Source organism: Onishia niordana, assembly GCF_004798965.1.
In the GTDB taxonomy this organism is placed as follows: Bacteria; Pseudomonadota; Gammaproteobacteria; order Pseudomonadales; family Halomonadaceae; genus Onishia; species Onishia niordana.
The window spans coordinates 330472-347931 of sequence record NZ_SDSD01000001.1; the positions used below are offsets into that span (position 1 = coordinate 330472).

Annotated in this window: 16 protein-coding genes; 6 read left to right on the top strand and 10 right to left on the bottom strand. The window is 62.2% G+C overall.

What is annotated here, in order from left to right; translation table 11 throughout:
- Positions 1-86: 86 nt before the first annotated feature.
- The 10 genes from ETC27_RS01435 to gap all read right to left on the bottom strand — a co-directional run bounded on the left by ETC27_RS01435 (position 87) and on the right by gap (position 9412).
- Complete coding sequence (locus ETC27_RS01435) at positions 87-1319, bottom strand: peptidoglycan DD-metalloendopeptidase family protein (RefSeq protein ID WP_136253206.1); 1233 nt, start codon at positions 1317-1319, stop codon at positions 87-89.
- A complete protein-coding gene (locus ETC27_RS01440) occupies positions 1319-2269 on the bottom strand; it encodes a DUF368 domain-containing protein (RefSeq protein ID WP_240724752.1) in 951 nt (316 codons plus the stop codon). The genes ETC27_RS01435 and ETC27_RS01440 overlap by 1 nt, the downstream gene beginning before the upstream one ends.
- A complete protein-coding gene (locus tag ETC27_RS01445) occupies positions 2266-2946 on the bottom strand; it encodes a protein-L-isoaspartate(D-aspartate) O-methyltransferase (RefSeq protein WP_136253207.1) in 681 nt (226 codons plus the stop codon). Before ETC27_RS01445 ends, ETC27_RS01440 begins: the two co-directional genes overlap by 4 nt.
- Positions 2933-3679 carry a 5'/3'-nucleotidase SurE gene (gene surE / locus ETC27_RS01450; RefSeq protein ID WP_136253208.1) on the bottom strand — a complete coding sequence of 249 codons (747 nt, stop codon included), beginning with the start codon at positions 3677-3679 and terminating at the stop codon, positions 2933-2935. Before surE ends, ETC27_RS01445 begins: the two co-directional genes overlap by 14 nt.
- A gap of 84 nt (positions 3680-3763) precedes the next feature.
- Complete coding sequence (gene truD, locus ETC27_RS01455; protein WP_439331781.1) at positions 3764-4867, bottom strand: tRNA pseudouridine(13) synthase TruD; 1104 nt, start codon at positions 4865-4867, stop codon at positions 3764-3766.
- Positions 4857-5354 carry a 2-C-methyl-D-erythritol 2,4-cyclodiphosphate synthase gene (gene ispF / locus ETC27_RS01460; RefSeq protein WP_136253713.1) on the bottom strand — a complete coding sequence of 166 codons (498 nt, stop codon included), beginning with the start codon at positions 5352-5354 and terminating at the stop codon, positions 4857-4859. Before ispF ends, truD begins: the two co-directional genes overlap by 11 nt.
- Before the next feature lie 2 nt (positions 5355-5356).
- Positions 5357-6079, bottom strand: coding sequence for a 2-C-methyl-D-erythritol 4-phosphate cytidylyltransferase (gene ispD / locus ETC27_RS01465; RefSeq protein WP_136253209.1), 723 nt, complete (start codon positions 6077-6079; stop codon positions 5357-5359).
- Complete coding sequence (gene ftsB / locus ETC27_RS01470; RefSeq protein WP_136253210.1) at positions 6076-6372, bottom strand: cell division protein FtsB; 297 nt, start codon at positions 6370-6372, stop codon at positions 6076-6078. Before ftsB ends, ispD begins: the two co-directional genes overlap by 4 nt.
- A 123-nt stretch (positions 6373-6495) precedes the next feature.
- On the bottom strand, positions 6496-7653 hold the full coding sequence (locus ETC27_RS01475; protein WP_136253211.1) for a GNAT family N-acetyltransferase: 1158 nt from the start codon (positions 7651-7653) through the stop codon (positions 6496-6498).
- A gap of 757 nt (positions 7654-8410) precedes the next feature.
- Entirely contained in the window at positions 8411-9412 is a 1002-nt protein-coding gene (gene gap, locus ETC27_RS01480) for a type I glyceraldehyde-3-phosphate dehydrogenase (protein ID WP_136253212.1), read from the bottom strand.
- A gap of 221 nt (positions 9413-9633) precedes the next feature.
- Between gap and edd the strand changes: the two genes are divergently transcribed.
- From edd to ETC27_RS01510, 6 genes are all read left to right on the top strand, one after another.
- Complete coding sequence (edd, locus tag ETC27_RS01485) at positions 9634-11520, top strand: phosphogluconate dehydratase (protein ID WP_136253213.1); 1887 nt, start codon at positions 9634-9636, stop codon at positions 11518-11520.
- 295 nt (positions 11521-11815) lie between these two features.
- On the top strand, positions 11816-12784 hold the full coding sequence (glk, locus tag ETC27_RS01490; RefSeq protein WP_136253214.1) for a glucokinase: 969 nt from the start codon (positions 11816-11818) through the stop codon (positions 12782-12784).
- Entirely contained in the window at positions 12781-13758 is a 978-nt protein-coding gene (locus ETC27_RS01495; protein ID WP_136253215.1) for an aldose epimerase family protein, read from the top strand. The genes glk and ETC27_RS01495 overlap by 4 nt, the downstream gene beginning before the upstream one ends.
- A complete protein-coding gene (locus tag ETC27_RS01500) occupies positions 13758-14633 on the top strand; it encodes an aldo/keto reductase (RefSeq protein WP_136253216.1) in 876 nt (291 codons plus the stop codon). Before ETC27_RS01495 ends, ETC27_RS01500 begins: the two co-directional genes overlap by 1 nt.
- 132 nt (positions 14634-14765) lie before the next feature.
- Complete coding sequence (gene pgi / locus ETC27_RS01505; protein WP_240724792.1) at positions 14766-16457, top strand: glucose-6-phosphate isomerase; 1692 nt, start codon at positions 14766-14768, stop codon at positions 16455-16457.
- Positions 16454-17422, top strand: a complete 969-nt coding sequence (locus ETC27_RS01510; protein WP_136253217.1) for a carbohydrate kinase family protein — start codon at positions 16454-16456, stop codon at positions 17420-17422. The genes pgi and ETC27_RS01510 overlap by 4 nt, the downstream gene beginning before the upstream one ends.
- Positions 17423-17460 lie beyond the last annotated feature (38 nt).

The following is a 17460-nucleotide window of genomic DNA, read 5'->3' on the forward strand; positions in this document are numbered from 1 at the left end:
GTTCCCACCTGTGCTTATACTGCGATAGCGAAGAGCTGGCCATTAGGCTTGTGTCGTAAGCATACGCTTGAGAAGCAAGCGGCGAGTCAACGCTTGGGAAGAAACGTCAGGGGATCCTGGGGCTGACCATCCTTGCGGACCTCAAAGTGCAGCTTAACGGCGTCGGCATCCGTGTCACCCATGGTTGCAATCACCTCACCGGCTTCAACCACATCGTTCTCCTGAACCTGCAGGCTGTCATTATGGGCATAAGCACTCAGGAACTGATTGTTGTGTTTAAGCAGAATCAGGTTGCCGTAACCCCGGACGCCATCTCCTGCATAAACGACCACGCCAGGGCCTGCCGCTCTGACAGACTGACCCTTTCGGCCACCGATATCAATGCCTGCGGTGATGCTTGATCCTTCGCCGAAACCATTGACCACATCGCCGTCGGCAGGCCACTCCCAGGGTACCTCGTCAACCGGTTGATAAGTGCGTCGCTCGGTCGTCGAATCGCCTTCTCCGGCCACTGCCGCGCCGGCATCGGCCTGTTGGGATTCGCTCTTGGATGGCTGTGATTCGCTCTTGGACGGCTGTGATGCGGTCTTGGGCTGCTCGTCGGAAGACGTGGGAGAGCTGGCTGATGCAGTCTCCGTCGTGTTCTGCTGTTGCTGCTCAGCCGCCTCGGCCTTCTCGCGCGCCTCTCGCTCGGCTCGGTCGGCAGTGCTCAACTCGCCATCAGCACCAGGGCTTTCATAGTTATAGACTGGACCGGGCGCCTGCTCGCCCCCCGCCACTGTCACAGCGCCTTGAAGGGCACCTGGGTCAGGGGTCTGGTTACTGTTGGTGGCTGTCGCATTTGACGGGTCGTCGGCTTGCTCACCGGCACCGTCAGGAAGTGGCGCGGAGGTCAATCTGCGGTTGCGCTCAATAGCGGCGGTATTCGGCTCAAGCCAGCCTGGGCTCTCTCCGCCACCCGAGGCACTGCTGCGATCAGCACTCGGCTGGGATTGCCCACCCGATGCCTCGGCATTGGCAATAGCGGTCTCCTGGCGCCCACCACCCTGAGCACTTGCCAGGCGCAACTGTTGCCCTGGTTGAATACGGTAGGGTGGAGTAATGCCGTTGAGCTGGGCCAGGTCACGAAAATCCATTTCGTAACGCCAAGCGATACCGTAAAGCGTATCGCCCGGTTCGACCGTATAGCTGCCGCTAGTCGCCTCACCGCGTGCCGATGACAAATCCTGTACCTGGATACCACTTGCCCCTCCCGGGGGTTGGGCCGCACAGGCGGCCAGAGACAACGTCACGACAGAGGCCAACATAGCCTTACGCATCACAAACTTCCTCCTTGTCGTTGGCTGCCGTTCGGCGACACATAACGTCCCACCGCCAGCACCACCATCAGTCCACCCAGCATCAGGGCCACAGCGGGCACCAAGCCCGACGGATCGCCGGTCAGCTGGGCATAATCATCAGGGAATAGATTCCGATATTCCATGGGTATCATTTGCTCATCGGGGCCCAGACGGTAGCTCACCAACTCCCGCCAGGGCCATAACAGGGGCAACGCCCCGAGAATGAAGCCGATCAACAGCTGCAGGGTCGCGGTATGAAAACGCACAAGCAACCAGGACAGCAGACGCGAGAAGGCGGCCAACCCTACCAGACAGCCCAGACCAAATTGTGCCATCAGCACCATATCGAAGGTCTTGATGCCTTCCATCACACTGCCATAGAGCCCCATGGTAAGCAGCAAGAAACTGCCCGAAATACCCGGCAGCAGCATAGCGCTGATCGCGATCGCGCCGGCAACGACCAACATCAGACTTTCACTGCCAAGCCCACTGACCAGCGGCATCAGCGCCGGCAAACCATCGGCCAACAACAGTCCCGCTATCAGCGGGAGTACATGCCAGAGACGCCAGTCGGTCAACCGACGGCTCACCAACCAGGCCGAGGCCGCTACCAGGCCGAAGAAGAAGGCATCGAGAAGCAACCGATGATTCTCCAGCAGGTAGGTGACAATGTGCGCGACGCTCACCAGGCTGATACCGATGCCCAGTATCAGCGGGATAACGAACGCGAGATTGAGGTGCAGCGCAAGGCCCTTGAGCCCACCACGGCGCCAGGCGGCCCAGGCGCTAGGCCCGAAGCACTTGATGGAATGGATCAACTCCTCATAGATGCCGGTGATGAAGGCGATGGTGCCACCGGACACGCCGGGAACCGCGTCGGCGGCGCCCATGCCGGCGCCCTTGAGGAATACTGAATAGGACCGCTTCAACGTATGACTCCCTGTAATAGCGGCACAAAGTGCACAGGCTCCAGCCGCTTGTATTCAAAATGCTGGCCCTGCCGGTGCACGCGGGTGAGCCATTGCTGACCGCTATCGTCTTCAAGCGGTGCAATCAGGACCCCACCTTCTGCCAATTGGCCCAGTAGCGCCGACGGCAGTTCACTGGCACAGGCGGTAAGCAGAATCACATCGAAGGATTCGGCATCTCGCCAGCCATGGCCGCCGTCCGCCAGGCGCAGCGTGACATTATACGCCGACAGGCGACGAAGCCGCTCGGCGGCCCGCTCCTTGAGCGCGGCAATACGCTCGAGCGAAAACACGCGGGGCACCAGGCGCGAGAGGATCAGCGTCTGGTAGCCGGAGCCCGTGCCGATCTCGAGCACCCGTTCCGGGGCCTCCGCCAGCACCAGTTCGGTCATGCGGGCCACCATCCACGGCTGAGACAGGGTCTGGCCGTGGCCAATGGGCAGGGAACTGTCCTCGTAGGCCCGATGTGACAAGGCCTCATCCAGAAACAGATGGCGAGGTTCTTGGCGCAGGGTCTCAAGCACCCGCTCATCGACGATGCCGGCCTCCTTCAGGCGGCCGACCAGGCGGTCCCGGGTGCGCTGAGACGTCATGCCCACGCCGATCAGCGCGGGGTCATTCAGCTCACGCAAAGGCATCCAGCCACCCCTGTACGTCATGAAGCGCGGCCTGGCGCGTCAGGTCCGTCTGCAACGGCGTGATCGACACGAACCCGGCGTCTATCGCCGCAAAGTCGGTGTCCGCGCCATCATCGGCATTATCACCGACGGCGGCGATCCAGTAGCGCTCGCGGCCACGTGGATCGAGCACTTTCATCGGCCTGGCAGCAGGGCCACGATAGCCAAGCCGGGTGACTCTGAAGCCGCGGATCTCTTCCCAGGGAAGGTCCGGCACGTTGACGTTGAGCAGACTGCGGGGGGGCAGTGACAGCGACGATGCGGCGCCGATCAGCGTCGCCGCTACGCGCCCCGCCGTATCGAAATGATGCGTACCCACCAGTGACATGGCGATCGCCGTCATCCCCAGGTTGCGCCCCTCCATGGCGGCGGCCACAGTGCCGGAATAGAGCACGTCATCGCCCAGGTTGGCACCATGATTGATGCCCGAGATGACCAGATCCGGTCGCTCCTCCCAGACACCGTTAACGCCCAGATAGACACAGTCGGCCGGCGTGCCATCGACGCTGTAGAAGCCGTTCTCCAGCGCCGACAGGGCCAAGGGGCGGCTCAGGGTCAACGAATTGCTGGCGCCGCTCTTGTCGCGATCAGGTGCCACAACCCTCAGGCGAGCATGGTCGCACAGGGCGTCATGCAGGGCTCGAAGCCCCGGGGCATGAACACCATCATCATTGGACAGCAGTAAACGGTGCATCCGGTCTCCTTGCCTTCCATCATCTTGCCGGCGATCGCCAACAAGCGGACAGCCACCCTGCGGCCATCCCTCTCCAGGCCCGACCTAGAGGGTCGGGTGTGTCATCAACTCGCGTAGCACCGCGGTGGCAAAAGCGCCTCGCGGTAGCCCAAAAGTCAGCCAAAGCGCATGCCCCTCGCGGGACAGGCACGGCGCCTCGAGGCGAAAGCGCAGCGGACGGCGTGACATGCGCACGTCGGCCGCCTCAAGACCCGCGGCCAGGCTGGGCTCGGTGGCGATCACCGCCCGCTCCCGCTCCGCTGCCTGACCTTGACTCCCAAGGCGCCCGCTGCCCCACAACACACCGGTGGGATGGACATCCAACCCCGCGGCACGCGCCCTCAGGGCATCATCAACGTTATCGGCCAGAAACTGGCTGGCACTTCCTTCAAGCATGACCATCTCGCCCGGCAACGGCGTCGCCCAGCTACCATCGGCTATACGCGCAGCCAGTAGCTGGTTGAACAGATAACTGCGCGCCGCCGACAACAACATGCCCTGACGATCATCCCGCTTGCGCCAACCTCTCGCCAACAGCGATCGTGCCCGTGCAAGGTTGCGCCCCTCGGGACCGAAGCGCTGGGGGCCGAAATAATTGGGTACACCGCCTTCGATCAATCGCTGCCAGCGAGCGCCAAGGGCCGGGGCATCGACGACATCCCCACTCAATCGCAGCTGGAAGCGATTGCCGCGGTGTACGCCGCGCTTGAGCTTACGGGGATGACGGGCCTGCTCGAGCAGACGCACCACACAGGCATCATCACTGTTGAGGCGTGCATCGAGTGCAGCCTGAATATCTTGCGGAGCCTCGCGCCCCGGCAAGTGGACAGAAAACCACTGCCGCGTCACCGCCTGGCGATCCTTCATACCGGCATAGCCGATATCGCGCTCACCCACGCCACACACCTGAGCAAGCATTCGGGCTAACTCATGCGTTGTTAGCGCTCGCTTCTCGACCCACAGCCAGAGATGCTCGCCCTCGCCTTCTGGGCTAAACCCTAAGCATTCTTCGACCACGAAATCTTCGGGGACGGCCCGATAGTCACCGGCCGGAAGCGCCGCACCTTCCTCTGATGGTGATGTGTCCCCTGGCATTCGACCCAAGGCTCGCGGCCAGGCGGGTGGCCAAGAGGCCATATCAACCGTCATGCCGAACTCCCGTGGTCACCGCTTCAAGCAACACCAACGCCTCGGCGGCGATACCCTCACTGCGCCCCGTGAAACCCAGCTTTTCGGTGGTAGTGGCTTTGACGTTTACCACATCGGCCGTCACGCCGAGATCTGCAGCCAAATGGGCAATCATGTCCGATAAATGCGGAGCCATCTTCGGCGCCTGAGCGATGAGAGTCACATCCAGATTGCCGACCCGAAAGCCTCGGTCCTGCACCAGGCTCATGACATGGCGCAACAACGCACGGCTGTCAGCGCCTACCCAGGCTGCATCGGTATCGGGAAAGTGGCGGCCAATGTCGCCAAGCGCACAAGCACCCAACAGAGCGTCGCACACGGCATGCAAGAGCACGTCACCGTCAGAATGGGCAACGAAGCCCTGCGTGAAGGGAATATGCACCCCGCCGAGCATCAGATGGTCGCCCTCGCCGAAACGATGGACATCGAAACCGTGGCCTATTCGCAGCGTCATGTAGTGCTATTCCCGCAAACTGTTGAAGACGCAGCCTGAGCGGCGAGCACATGCGCCGCCAGCGCCAGGTCTTCGGGATGAGTAATCTTGATATTATCGCGTCGGCCTGCCACCAGACGTGGCGCATGACCCATCGCTTCGACGGCGGAAGCCTCGTCAGTAACGGTCACCCCCAGCGCGCACGCCTTCTCGAGCGCTTCACGCAGCAGCCCGATGCGAAACCCCTGGGGCGTCTGAGCATGCCAGAGACCGCTGCGTGGCTCGGTGACGGCGACCCGCCCGGCGGCATCGGCACGCTTCATGGTATCGGCAACAGGCGTTGCCAGCAGCGCTCCTACCGGGTCTTCATTAAGGGCGGCTCGAAGCCGCACCAGATCATCGAGCGCGACACAGGGGCGCGCCACATCATGCACCAGGACCAGATCGTTATCGTTAGCCTGATCACGCAGCAGTGCCAGTGCCCGGGCCACGGTATCGGCCCGCTCCGCACCACCCGAACTGCGCCGCCAGTCGGCAAAAGGCACCCACTCAGGGTCGAACCAGCGATCATCATCGTCCAGGCACAGGCAGAGTCCGGCCTCGGGGAAAGCCTGATGCAAGCGAGCCAGGGTATGTGCCAAGACCGGGCGGCCGGCGAGCTCCAGATACTGTTTGGGACGATCGACGCCCATACGCCGTCCCTGACCGGCAGCCGGCACAATCAACCACAAGCGGCTCATGGGGCTTCCTTGTCGATGCCGACATCCGGCACCCAGTAGAACTGCTCGTCACGACGTACCATGCCAATATCGCTACGCGCCCGCTCCTCGATGGCATCGAGACCATTTTTCAGATCGACCACTTCAGCGGCAAGTCGCTCGTTGCGCGCCCGCATCGGCTGGTTCTCATTTTCCATGGCATCGGCTCGGGCCCGTATCTGCGCATATTCCTGCAGACCGCCCTCGCCAAACCACAGCCGGTACTGCAGCAGTAACGTCAGAGCAACCAGTACGATGGCCAACCACTTGAGCATGAAGGGTCCTGTCAGGGAAATTCGATGGCACGCATTATGCCATCATCTTTTGACCAGCGGCGAGCAGCGCCCGCCGCCCGCGAGGTCGATACGTAGGTATAGCTCGGTACGTAGGCAGCGACCTCAACGCTTGAAGGGCAACAATGCCTCAGCATGCTGACGGTAGGCCTCGACCTGTGCACCTTCTTCACGACAGAACCGTGCCACGGCGTCATGCAGGCGTGGGTCGGCTATATAGTGCAGCGAGCGCAACAGGCGCGGCGCGAAGCCGCGGGTTATCTTGTGTTCACCCTGAGTGCCGGGGTCGAAATGACGTAGGCCCTTTTCCAGGCAGTGCTCGATGCCTTGGTAGTAACATGCCTCGAAGTGCAGGCAGTCGGCCACTACCTCACTCCCCCAGTAGCGACCATAAAGGGTGTGACGGCCCTGCAGACACAGTGCGGCGGCCACCGGCTTGCCCTGTAAGCGCGTTTGAATCAGCAACAGAGCCTCGGGCAGTCTGTCTCGCAGGTGCTTGAAAAACGCGAAATTGAGATAGCCCTGGCGACCGCGCTCCATGTAGGTGACCTGATAGCAACGATAGAAGTGTTCAAGGGCCTCGTCGTCGATGGCGTCGCCCTCTAATCGGTGCAGACTGAGGCCCTGATCGGCGACGATTCGGCGCTCACGCCGAATCTCCTTGCGACGACGTGAGGTCATCGCCGCTAGAAAACCATCGAAATCGCCAAAGCCTGCATCCTGCCACTGAAACTGCACGCCCTTGCGCTCGATGAGGTTGGGGCGAGCCGCTTGCCAGTCATCGACTTCGGCGTCGTCGGCAAACAGCAGATGCCAACTCAGGATATCGCGCGTCTCCCAGCTGTCGGCCAGCAGCCGCATGATGGTCTGCCGGTCCTCGCCCGGCGCCAGCGCCAGCCGCGGCCCTGGCGCCGGGGTAAAGGGAATGGCCGAGAGCGCCTTGGGGTAGTAATCACCTCCCGCACGCTCCCAGGCATCCGCCCAACCCCAGTCGAAGACATACTCGCCGTAGGAGTGATCCTTGTCATAGCTTGGCAGCACACCTACTAGCGCATCGCCCCGCCACACCGCCAGATGCCTCGGCGTCCATCCGGTGCCTGGCGATACCGCGCCGCTAGCTTCCAACGCATCGAGAAACTCATGCCGCAGGAAGGGGTGATCATCCCCTACCAGGGCATTCCAGGCCTTACGGGGTAAAGCGGCAATCGCCTCGACACAGGTAAACGAAAGACCCGTCTCGTCGGGCCGGGAAGGAGCGGTCATCGCGACCTCAGAAATCAGAAGGGGGCCAGTCAAAGGCCGGGGAAAATGACGCGCCAGCAGGACTTGGCACGCTGTCCGGGAGGATTAACGACCAGCGAGTACTCAATGCACCATGCCCAGTGCTCGGAGCCAATGCGCAGCAATGCTCAGCGCCGACCGTCGCTACCGGTTGCCCGGGGAGGGTACTCGGCTGGCTGCGAGGCGGGCGCGGTACCTCGGTCAACAGATTTGTCCTCTGAGGACTGCGGCGCAGCACCCGATGCGGAGCCAGAAGATTGGCGTGCATTGGACGCGGTCTCACGGCGAGTATTGCGTTCATGGGCAAGGCTTGCCGTCACCAAGTCAGATAGCTCGGTAACACTCAACGTTACCCGCTCGACTCCCGCCTGCCCCCAATTGACCAACAGGGCCGGCGTTTCACGTGCCTGGTCGATGCCCACAATACGCCCTTGGCGACCGCTATCAGGGTCACGCAATTGAGAGCCCAAGAGGCAATGTGTGTCTGCTACCGCCTTATTCATGATGGCTGACTTCCAGAATCCGAGGAAGATGACTGATCAATATAAGCAATAAGCTTAGCAGCTAAGTCGCCGGGGTGAGACCCTATAATGTGAAGTCATAGAGAAAGGCAAGAAAAAAGGGTGCCTTTCGGCACCCCTTTGTTGCAAGTAGGACATCCCGCCAGCCTGCGAGCATGAGCGGAGCCGTGAGATCGCCGAAACTGCAGATTGACGCGATGTCCGTACCCTTTACCGCTTCAGGAAGCGGCCTGCATGGCCAGCGCAGTGTCCAGCATGCGATTGGAGAAGCCCCACTCATTGTCATACCAGGCCATCACCTTGACCAGGCGACCATTGACCCGCGTGTGGTTAGCATCAAAGGTGGAGGAGTTGGGGTCGTGATTGAAATCGATGGACACCAGTGGCTGAGCATTGACGGCCAGCACCTCGGAGCCTTCAGCTGCCTTGGCGACAATCTCGTTGATCTCTTCCTTGGTGGTGTCGCGGCCAGCCGTGAACACCAGGTCGACCAGCGACACATTGATGACCGGTATACGCACCGCTAGACCATCAAACTTGCCTTCAAGCTCGGGCAACACTAGGCCGACCGCTGCTGCGGCACCGGTCTTGGTCGGGATCATCGACTGGGTCGCGCTACGCGCCCGGTATGGATCCTTGTGGTAAACATCGGAGAGATTCTGATCGTTGGTATAGGCGTGCACGGTAGTCATCAGGCCGTTCTCGATGCCCACCGCATCATTGAGTGCCTTGGCCACCGGTGCCAGACAGTTGGTGGTGCAAGAAGCGTTGGACACGACCTTGTGGTCGGCGGTCAGCACGTCGTCATTGACGCCGAACACGACGGTGGCATCGGCATCCGGACTCGGCGCGGAAATGAGTACGCGACCGGCACCCGCTTCGAGGTGCTTGCCGGCATCCGCTTTCTTGACGAATAGCCCGGTACATTCCATGACCAGATCGATGTTCAGGGACTTCCATGGGAGCTTTGCCGGGTCACGCTGGGCGTAGATGCTGATGCGCTGACCATCGATGCTGATGCTCTCGTCATCATGCTCAACACGATGCGGGAAGTGCCCGTGCACGCTATCGTGCTTGAGGAGGTGTGCGTTGAGCGAGGAGTCGCCGAGATCATTAATCGCCACGACCTCGATACGGTCGGTGTAACCGTTCTCGTGAAGAGCTCGAAGCACATTGCGCCCGATGCGACCGAATCCGTTGATGGCTACGCGTAACGTCATATTGGCATCCTCACTCTGATGTCTGCTGGCGTTTGGTTGAAAAGAGGGGGATACGGGGACAATGCCCGAAGCATGCGAAAGACGATCAAAGGCCGTCTTGCCCCTCAATGAAATAATCTTACATTTGCGCCCTAATTTGGCCCAAAGCATGACGACATTCAAGGCAATTTTTTGCTAACTTTACACACATCGCCATCCACCATCCCTTAGCGAGGCTGCCCATGGCCATTCAAGATACTCCTCTAAACGACGTCGTCCGCCAAGTCACCGAGCGCATTCGCGAGCGGTCTCAGGAACGCCGGGCGCTCTATGAGCGCCGGATGGCGGACCAGCATGGCCGCGGCGTCCATCGCGGTGAGCTATCCTGCGGCAACCTGGCTCACGGCTTTGCTGCCTGCGGCGAAACCGACAAGGGTCGGCTTAAGTTAATGAACAGTGCCAACCTTGGCATTATTTCGTCATATAACGACATGCTGTCGGCCCACCAGCCGCTGGAAACCTTTCCAGAAACCATCAAGGATGCGGCCCGTGCGATGGGGTCGACCGCCCAATTTGCCGGCGGCGTGCCGGCCATGTGCGACGGTGTCACCCAGGGGCAACCGGGTATGGAGCTATCGCTCTATTCCCGTGAAGTGATTGCCATGGCCGCCGCGGTGGGGCTATCGCATAACATGTTCGACGGTGCGATCTTCCTCGGGGTATGTGACAAGATCGTGCCTGGACTGTTCATCAGCGCCGCACGCTTCGGTCACCTGCCGTCGACCTTCGTGCCGGCCGGCCCGATGACCAGCGGCCTGCCCAACAAGGAAAAGGCCCGCATTCGTCAGTTGTATGCCGAAGGCAAGGTCGGCCGCGAGGAGCTGCTGCAGGCCGAGTCCGATTCCTACCATGGCCCGGGCACCTGCACCTTCTATGGCACCGCCAACTCCAACCAGTTGATGATGGAAATCATGGGCCTGCACCTGCCCGGCGCCTCCTTCGTCAACCCGGGCACACCGCTTCGCGAAGCGCTGACCCGCTATGCGGCGGAACAGACGATCCGCAACAGCGAGGCCGGTGGTGACTATCGCCCCTTCTATAAGCAGGTCGACGAAAAAGCGATTGTCAACGCCATGGTCGGCTTGCTGGCTTCGGGCGGCTCTACCAACCACACCCTGCACCTGGTGGCGATGGCCGCCGCCGCGGGCCTGACCATCACCTGGGACGACTTCACTGCCCTTTCCGCAGTGGTACCAAGCATGACGCGCATCTATCCCAACGGTCAGGCCGACATCAACCACTTCCAGGCCGCCGGCGGTATGAGCCTGCTGATTCGCGAACTGCTCGGTGCCGGGCTGATCCACCAGGACATCGCCACCGTCTTCGGCACCGACATGAGCGCCTACACACAGGAACCCTTCCTCGAGGACGGCAAGCTGGTCTGGCACGAGGGCCCCACCGAGAGCCTCGACCGCGATGTGCTGCGTCCGGTATCCGAGGCCTTCGCCCCGACCGGTGGCCTGACCGTGCTCGACGGCAACCTGGGCCGCGGCGTGATCAAGATCTCGGCCGTCGAAGCACAACATCGCGTGGTGGAAGCGCCAGTTCGCATCTTTGACGACCAGAACCAGCTCAAGGCCGCCTTCGAGGCAGGCGAGCTCGACCGCGACGTCGTGGTCGTGGTGCGCTTCCAGGGGCCCAAGGCCAACGGCATGCCCGAACTGCATAAACTCACACCTTTCCTTGGCGTGCTGCAGGATCGTGGCTTCAAGGTAGCCCTCGTCACCGACGGACGCATGTCCGGTGCCTCTGGCAAAGTGCCTGCCGCCATCCACATGACCCCCGAGGCCATCGACGGCGGCCCGCTGGCCAAACTCAAGGAAGGGGACGTGGTGCACCTGGACGCCAATAGCGGCGAGCTCCGCGTGCTCGTCGATGCCGATGAGTGGGGCAAGCGCGTCCTGGCCGATGCCAACCTGGACCATTACCACTCCGGCCTTGGCCGCGAACTGTTTGCTGGCTTTCGTCACCTGGCCATGGGCGCCGAAGAGGGCGCTGGCGTCTTCGGCGGCTTCGAGGCGGATGACCTGTCACGCCAGCAGCAGCAGATCCAGGAAGAGGACGCCTAGTGGCCCGCCCTGCCCTGATTGGCGCCATCATCGAGAGCGGCGGCACCCGCTCTCGTGCATCGGAGACTCGATCATGACCCGACCCGCCCTGATTGGCGCCCTCATCGAGAGCGGCGGCACCCGCTCTCGTGAACCGGAGACTCGACCATGACCCGACCCGTCCTGATTGGCGCCCTCATCGAGAGCGGTGGCAACCGCTCTCGTGCATCGGAGACTCGCCCATGACCCGACCCGCCCTGATTGGCGCCCTGATCGAGAGCGGCGGCACCCGCTCTCGTGAACCGGAGACTCGTCCATGACCCGACCCGCCCTGATCGGTGACATCGGCGGCACCAACGCGCGCTTCGCGCTGGTGACGCCGGATACCTTCGAGCCCCACGACATCCTGAGCCTGCCCTGCGCCGACTACCCGAACCTGGTGGACGCGATCGAGGATTACCTGGCGCGCGTCGGTCACGCCACAGAGCGCGCCCCACGAGAGGCCTGCCTGGCCTTCGCCTGCCCGGTACACGACGACTGGGTGAAGATGACCAACAACGCCTGGGCCTTCTCGAAGACAGCGGTTCAGCAATCACTCAACCTTGATCTGTTCAAGATCATCAACGACTTCACTGCCCAGGCACTGGGCGTGCCCCACGTTGCTGAACACGATCTGGTCGCGGTGGGTGGCGGCTCTGCCCAGGCGCACAGCATTCGCCTGGTCATCGGCCCTGGCACTGGTCTTGGTGTGGCCGGTGTCTTTCCCGGCCAGCACGCCTGGATACCCCTGCCCACCGAGGGCGGACATGTGACCTTTGCGCCCACCGACGAGCAGGAGCAGAACCTGCTTCGCTATTTCCACTCGCGCTATGGCCGTGTCTCGGTAGAGCGCATTCTTTGTGGGCAGGGGCTACTGGACCTGTACTGCGCGCACGCCTCCCTGCTGGGTGTCACGCCTCGATTCCAGAGCCCCGCCGAGGTCACTTCCGGTGCCGCCGAGGGCGATGCCATCGCCGTGGATAGCGTGCAACGCTTCTTGAAGATACTCGGCGACGTGTGCGGCGATGCAGCACTGACCATCGGTGCCCGTGGCGGGGTCTACCTATGCGGCGGCATCCTCCCGCGCCTGCTCGACTGGCTACCTGACAGCCGCTTTCGTACTGCCTTTGCCGACAAGGGGCGCATGAGCGCTTACAATGCCGACATCCCGATCTGGGTAGTGACGGCACCCTGGACAGGACTGCTGGGCGCTGCCGAGGCATTGCATAACGAGGAGGTTGAATGATTCCAAGGTCCCTGCGCGAACTGCTGGACGCCACCGACGGACAACGCCAGGTCGAATGGCAAGGACGCACCCTGTGGCTGGCCCGCGAAGCCTGGGGAGAGCTTGTGGTATCGCTGCAAGGCGCTCAAGTGCTGCATTTTCTCCCCGCGCCCGAAGCCGCGCGCTCTTTAGACGCGTCCGAAGCCACGCGAAAGGCGTCTGACCTTGCCTCAGCGACCGGCGTTGCGGAGGAAAACGATAGCGGCCTGGTGCCGGGTGGCTGGTTGTGGGTCACGCCGACACCTCAGCAACGACCGGGGGCAATTCGTGGCGGCATCCCGCTGTGCTGGCCCTGGTTCGCCGACGAGCACACCGCTGACGAGTCGGCGGACCGCTCCGGCCCGATGCATGGTCCGGCCCGACTGGTCGACTGGCACCTGGACGCCGTCGACGAGCATGAGGAAGGCCTCGAGCTGCACCTTTCCCCCACGGAGCGCCTGCATTCTCAATTGCTGGTGCGCGCCGTCGTCCAGGCCAATGCGAAACGCCTGCACGTGGAGCTTGTCAGCGAGCATGTCGGCGAAACACCCCTCAAGCTGACCGCCGCTTTGCACAGCTACCTGGCCGTGGCCGATGTCCAGGGCTGTCGTCTGACCGGCCTCGCCGGCGCTCGCTACCTCGACAAGCGCGCCGGTTTTGCCGAAAGTGAGCAACAAGGCGAGCTTGGCATTCGTGGCCCCTTGGATCGCATCTATCACTCCAACCGGCCGTTGGTAATGGATGACGGCGAGCGCCGGCTGACCATCGCCAAGCAAGGCAGTGACTCGACAGTGGTCTGGCATCCGGGCAATGACCTGCCCGCCGACACCTCCGTCGAGGCCGGACGCCATTTCCTGTGCGTTGAGTCCGCGTTCACTCGCCTCGACCCGGTCTGGCTGGTCCCCGGCGCCCAGCACCTGCTGGGCACGACCCTTTCTCGTGCGGAGAGTGACTGATGAGCACCGAGTTGTTTCGTAATGCCCCCTTTCTGCTCGGCATGATGCGGCTGCATGAGCACGAGCCGCTGCATCGTCCCGATGCCATGGCCGACTGGATCGAGGCGCGCCTGGATCAGGGCCTTTGCTGGTACGACCATGCCGATATCTATGGCGACCGCCAGGGCGAAACCTTGTTCGGGCAGGCATTGCGCGCTCGGCCAGCGCTCGCCAAGCGGGTCAAGATCGTCACCAAGGCAAGCATTGTCACCCCAAATCGCGACCTCTCGCCGATGGGCGTGAAGCATTACAACAGCTCACCTGACTACATCACACAAGCCATCGACGACGCCCTGCGCAGGCTCGGCGTCGAGCATCTCGAGCACTTCCTGCTCCACCGCCCCGACCCGCTAATGAATGCCGAGGCCACCGCACGCGCGCTGGACGCGGCGATCGATAACGGCAAGATTGGGGCGGTCGGGGTTTCGAATTTCCTCCCCGAACAATGGCGTCGCCTGCAGCACGCCATGCAGCACAAGCTGATGGGCCATCAGCTCAAGTTGTCGCTTGCCTACCCGGACCCGCTGTTTGACGGCCGCTATGACGCCCTGGTCGCCGACGACCTTCATCCCATGGCCTGGTCCCCCTTAGGCGGCGGCATCGTCTTCGAGGACGTGCTGGGCGAATCACTGTCGACGATCGCCGAGGAACTCGAGACCAGCTCCGCAGGCCTTGCCCTCGCCTGGCTGAGGGCCCTGCCCCAGCGGCCCGTTCCGGTTATCGGCACCCTCAGGCCCGAGCGCATCGATGAACTACTGACTGGCGCCAACCTGAACCTTGAGCGCCCCACCTGGTTCGCCCTGCTCGAGGAGGCTCGCAGCCATCGTGTCGCCTGAGCGAGCTTACGGCTGACAAATTACCTCACTCGCGAGGTGACTCGATTCATCTATGCGGCGACCATGACAACAGGCAAGTCTGTTAAAACCGATCATCACAACAACAACACCACCATCATTCTGGAGGACGGCATGTTTCAACTGACCCGCAGCGTCACCTGGCAGGCCCTCGAGCGCCTGCATCAGCAAACCGCCAATGATCGCATCAGTGACTACTTCACGGCCGACCCCGAGCGCTTCAAGAAGATGAGCCTGCGGGTCGGGGGACTCTTCCTCGACTACTCCAAGCATCAGGTGTCCGATGAAGTGCTCAAGACCCTGCTCGAACTGGCCGATCACTCCGCCCTGGTGCAACGCCGCGCCCAGATGTTCTCTGGCGACATCATCAACGTTACCGAAGACCGCCCGGTGCTTCACACGGCCCTTCGCAATCTGAGCGATGACCCCGTCTATGTCGATGGCAAAGACGTGATGCCGGAGATCCATCAGACCCGTGCGCAGATCAAGCGCTTCTCGGAAGAAGTGCGCAGCGGCGAGTGGAAAGGCTACAGCGGCGAGTGCATCAAAGATGTGGTCAACATCGGCATCGGCGGCTCGGACCTCGGCCCCAACATGGCCTGCCGAGCGCTTCTCAAGCATCGCCACCCCGAGCTCAATTTCCACTTCGTCTCCAACGTCGACGGCACCCATATCCAGAAGGTGCTTAAGCGCCTCGACCCGGCAACCACCCTTTTCATCGTCTCGACCAAGACCTTCTCGACCCAGGAGACGCTGCTCAACGCCAAGACGGCGCGGCGCTGGTTCCTCGACAGTGCCGGCGAAGACGCCGACGTGGGTGCTCACTTCATTGCCGCCTCGACCAACCGCAAGGCCGCCATGGAGTTCGGCATCCGCGAGGAAAACGTCTTCGAATTCTGGGCCTGGGTCGGCGGGCGCTACTCGATGTGGTCGTCGATCGGCCTGCCCATTGCGCTGTCGATCGGCTTCGAGGGCTTCATCGAGTTGCTCGAGGGCGCTCAGGAGATGGACCATCACTTCATCTCGGCCCCTTTCGCCGAGAACATGCCCGTACTGATGGCACTGATCGGCATCTGGTACATCAACTTCCACGGCGCCGAAACTCAAGCCATCGTGCCCTACGACCAGGCCCTGCATCAGCTACCGGCTTTCCTGCAGCAGCTCGACATGGAGTCCAACGGCAAGTCAGTGGACATCTTCGGCCAACCAGTCAACTACAAGACCGGGCCGATCGTCTGGGGCGAGACCGGCTCCAACGGCCAGCATGCCTTCTTCCAGTTGCTGCACCAGGGCACGCGATTCGTGCCGATTGATTTCATCGCCTCACTGAAACCGGAGTCAGGCTTCGAGGATCACCACTTCGCGCTGTTGACCAACATGCTCGCCCAGGCCAATGCCTTCATGGAAGGTAGCCAGGACGATAGCCAGCTAGACCCCTACAGCTGCCCGGGCAACCGGCCCTCAAGCACCCTGCTGCTCGATGAACTGACGCCCAGGAACCTAGGGGCACTGATTGCACTCTACGAACACAAGGTCTTCGTTCAGGGTGTCATCTGGAACATCAACTCCTTCGACCAGTGGGGCGTGCAGCTTGGCAAGCGCATCGCCGGCGAAATCAGCGAGCGCATCGACGAGAACAGCCAGGACTTCGATGCTTCTACCCAGGGGCTTTTAGCGCTGGTTCGCAACCACTTCAACGACAGGCAGAACGAGACCGCAACGGCCAAGGCCACCCCAACCAACAAGAAGCACACCGCCAAGGCCAAATCCACGCCGTCATCGGCCAAGCAGGACACTTCCACATGACGCCCATCATTGCCTTCGGCGAGGCCCTCGTCGATATGCTTTCCAGCCGCCTGGGCGACGACACCCAAGGCACGGAAACCTTCACGCCCTATGCCGGCGGCGCACCAGCCAATGTCGCCGTGGCCTGCGCGCGGCTGGGCGTACCCAGCCGCTTTCTGGGTATGCTGGGTGACGATCACTTCGGCGACTTCCTGGCCGCTGAGCTCGAGTCCCATGGGGTCGATACTTCGGGCGTGGTGCGCACCCGTGAGGCGCGTACGGCATTGGCCTTCGTCTCCCGCGATGCGGCCGGCGAGCGCACCTTCGATTTCTACCGCCCGCCGGCGGCCGACCTGCTGTATCGCCTCGAACATCTGCCGCCCGGCGTCTTTGAATCGCCAGCGATCCTGCATCTGTGCAGTAACAGCCTCACCGAAGAGGCGATCGCCGAGACCACCATGAGCCTCGCCGACATGGCCGCCAAGAGCGGCAGCCTGGTAAGCGTCGACGCCAACCTTCGCCATAACCTGTGGGCAAGCGGCCAGGCCGAGATCGGACCGGTGATGCAGCTGATCGATCGCGCCGACCTGGTCAAGCTGGCGCGCGATGAGCTCGACTTCCTGCGCGGCGACCACCCCGCCGAAGACTGGCTGGCGGAGCGCCTGAGCGCCGGCGTGCGCCTGATTGTGATCACCGATGGTCCCGGATCGGTCGACGTACGTACCGTCAATAGTGCCTTTCAGGTCAGCCCGCCCAGGGTGACCGCTGTCGACACCACGGCCGGCGGTGATGCCTTCATCGGCGGCCTGCTGGCGACCCTTTCCAAGCAGGATCTTTCACACCAGGGCTCCGGCAATGACTGGTGGCACGACGAGGCCATGCTGCGTCACGCCGTGGATGTGGCGTGTCGCTGTGGTGCTCATGCCGTTACCCGTCCGGGTGCCTATGCCGCCCTGCCAACAGGCGATGATTTGGCAGCGTTTTAGCAGGCAGCCATAAAGCTAGCCGACCTTAGGCCGATTGA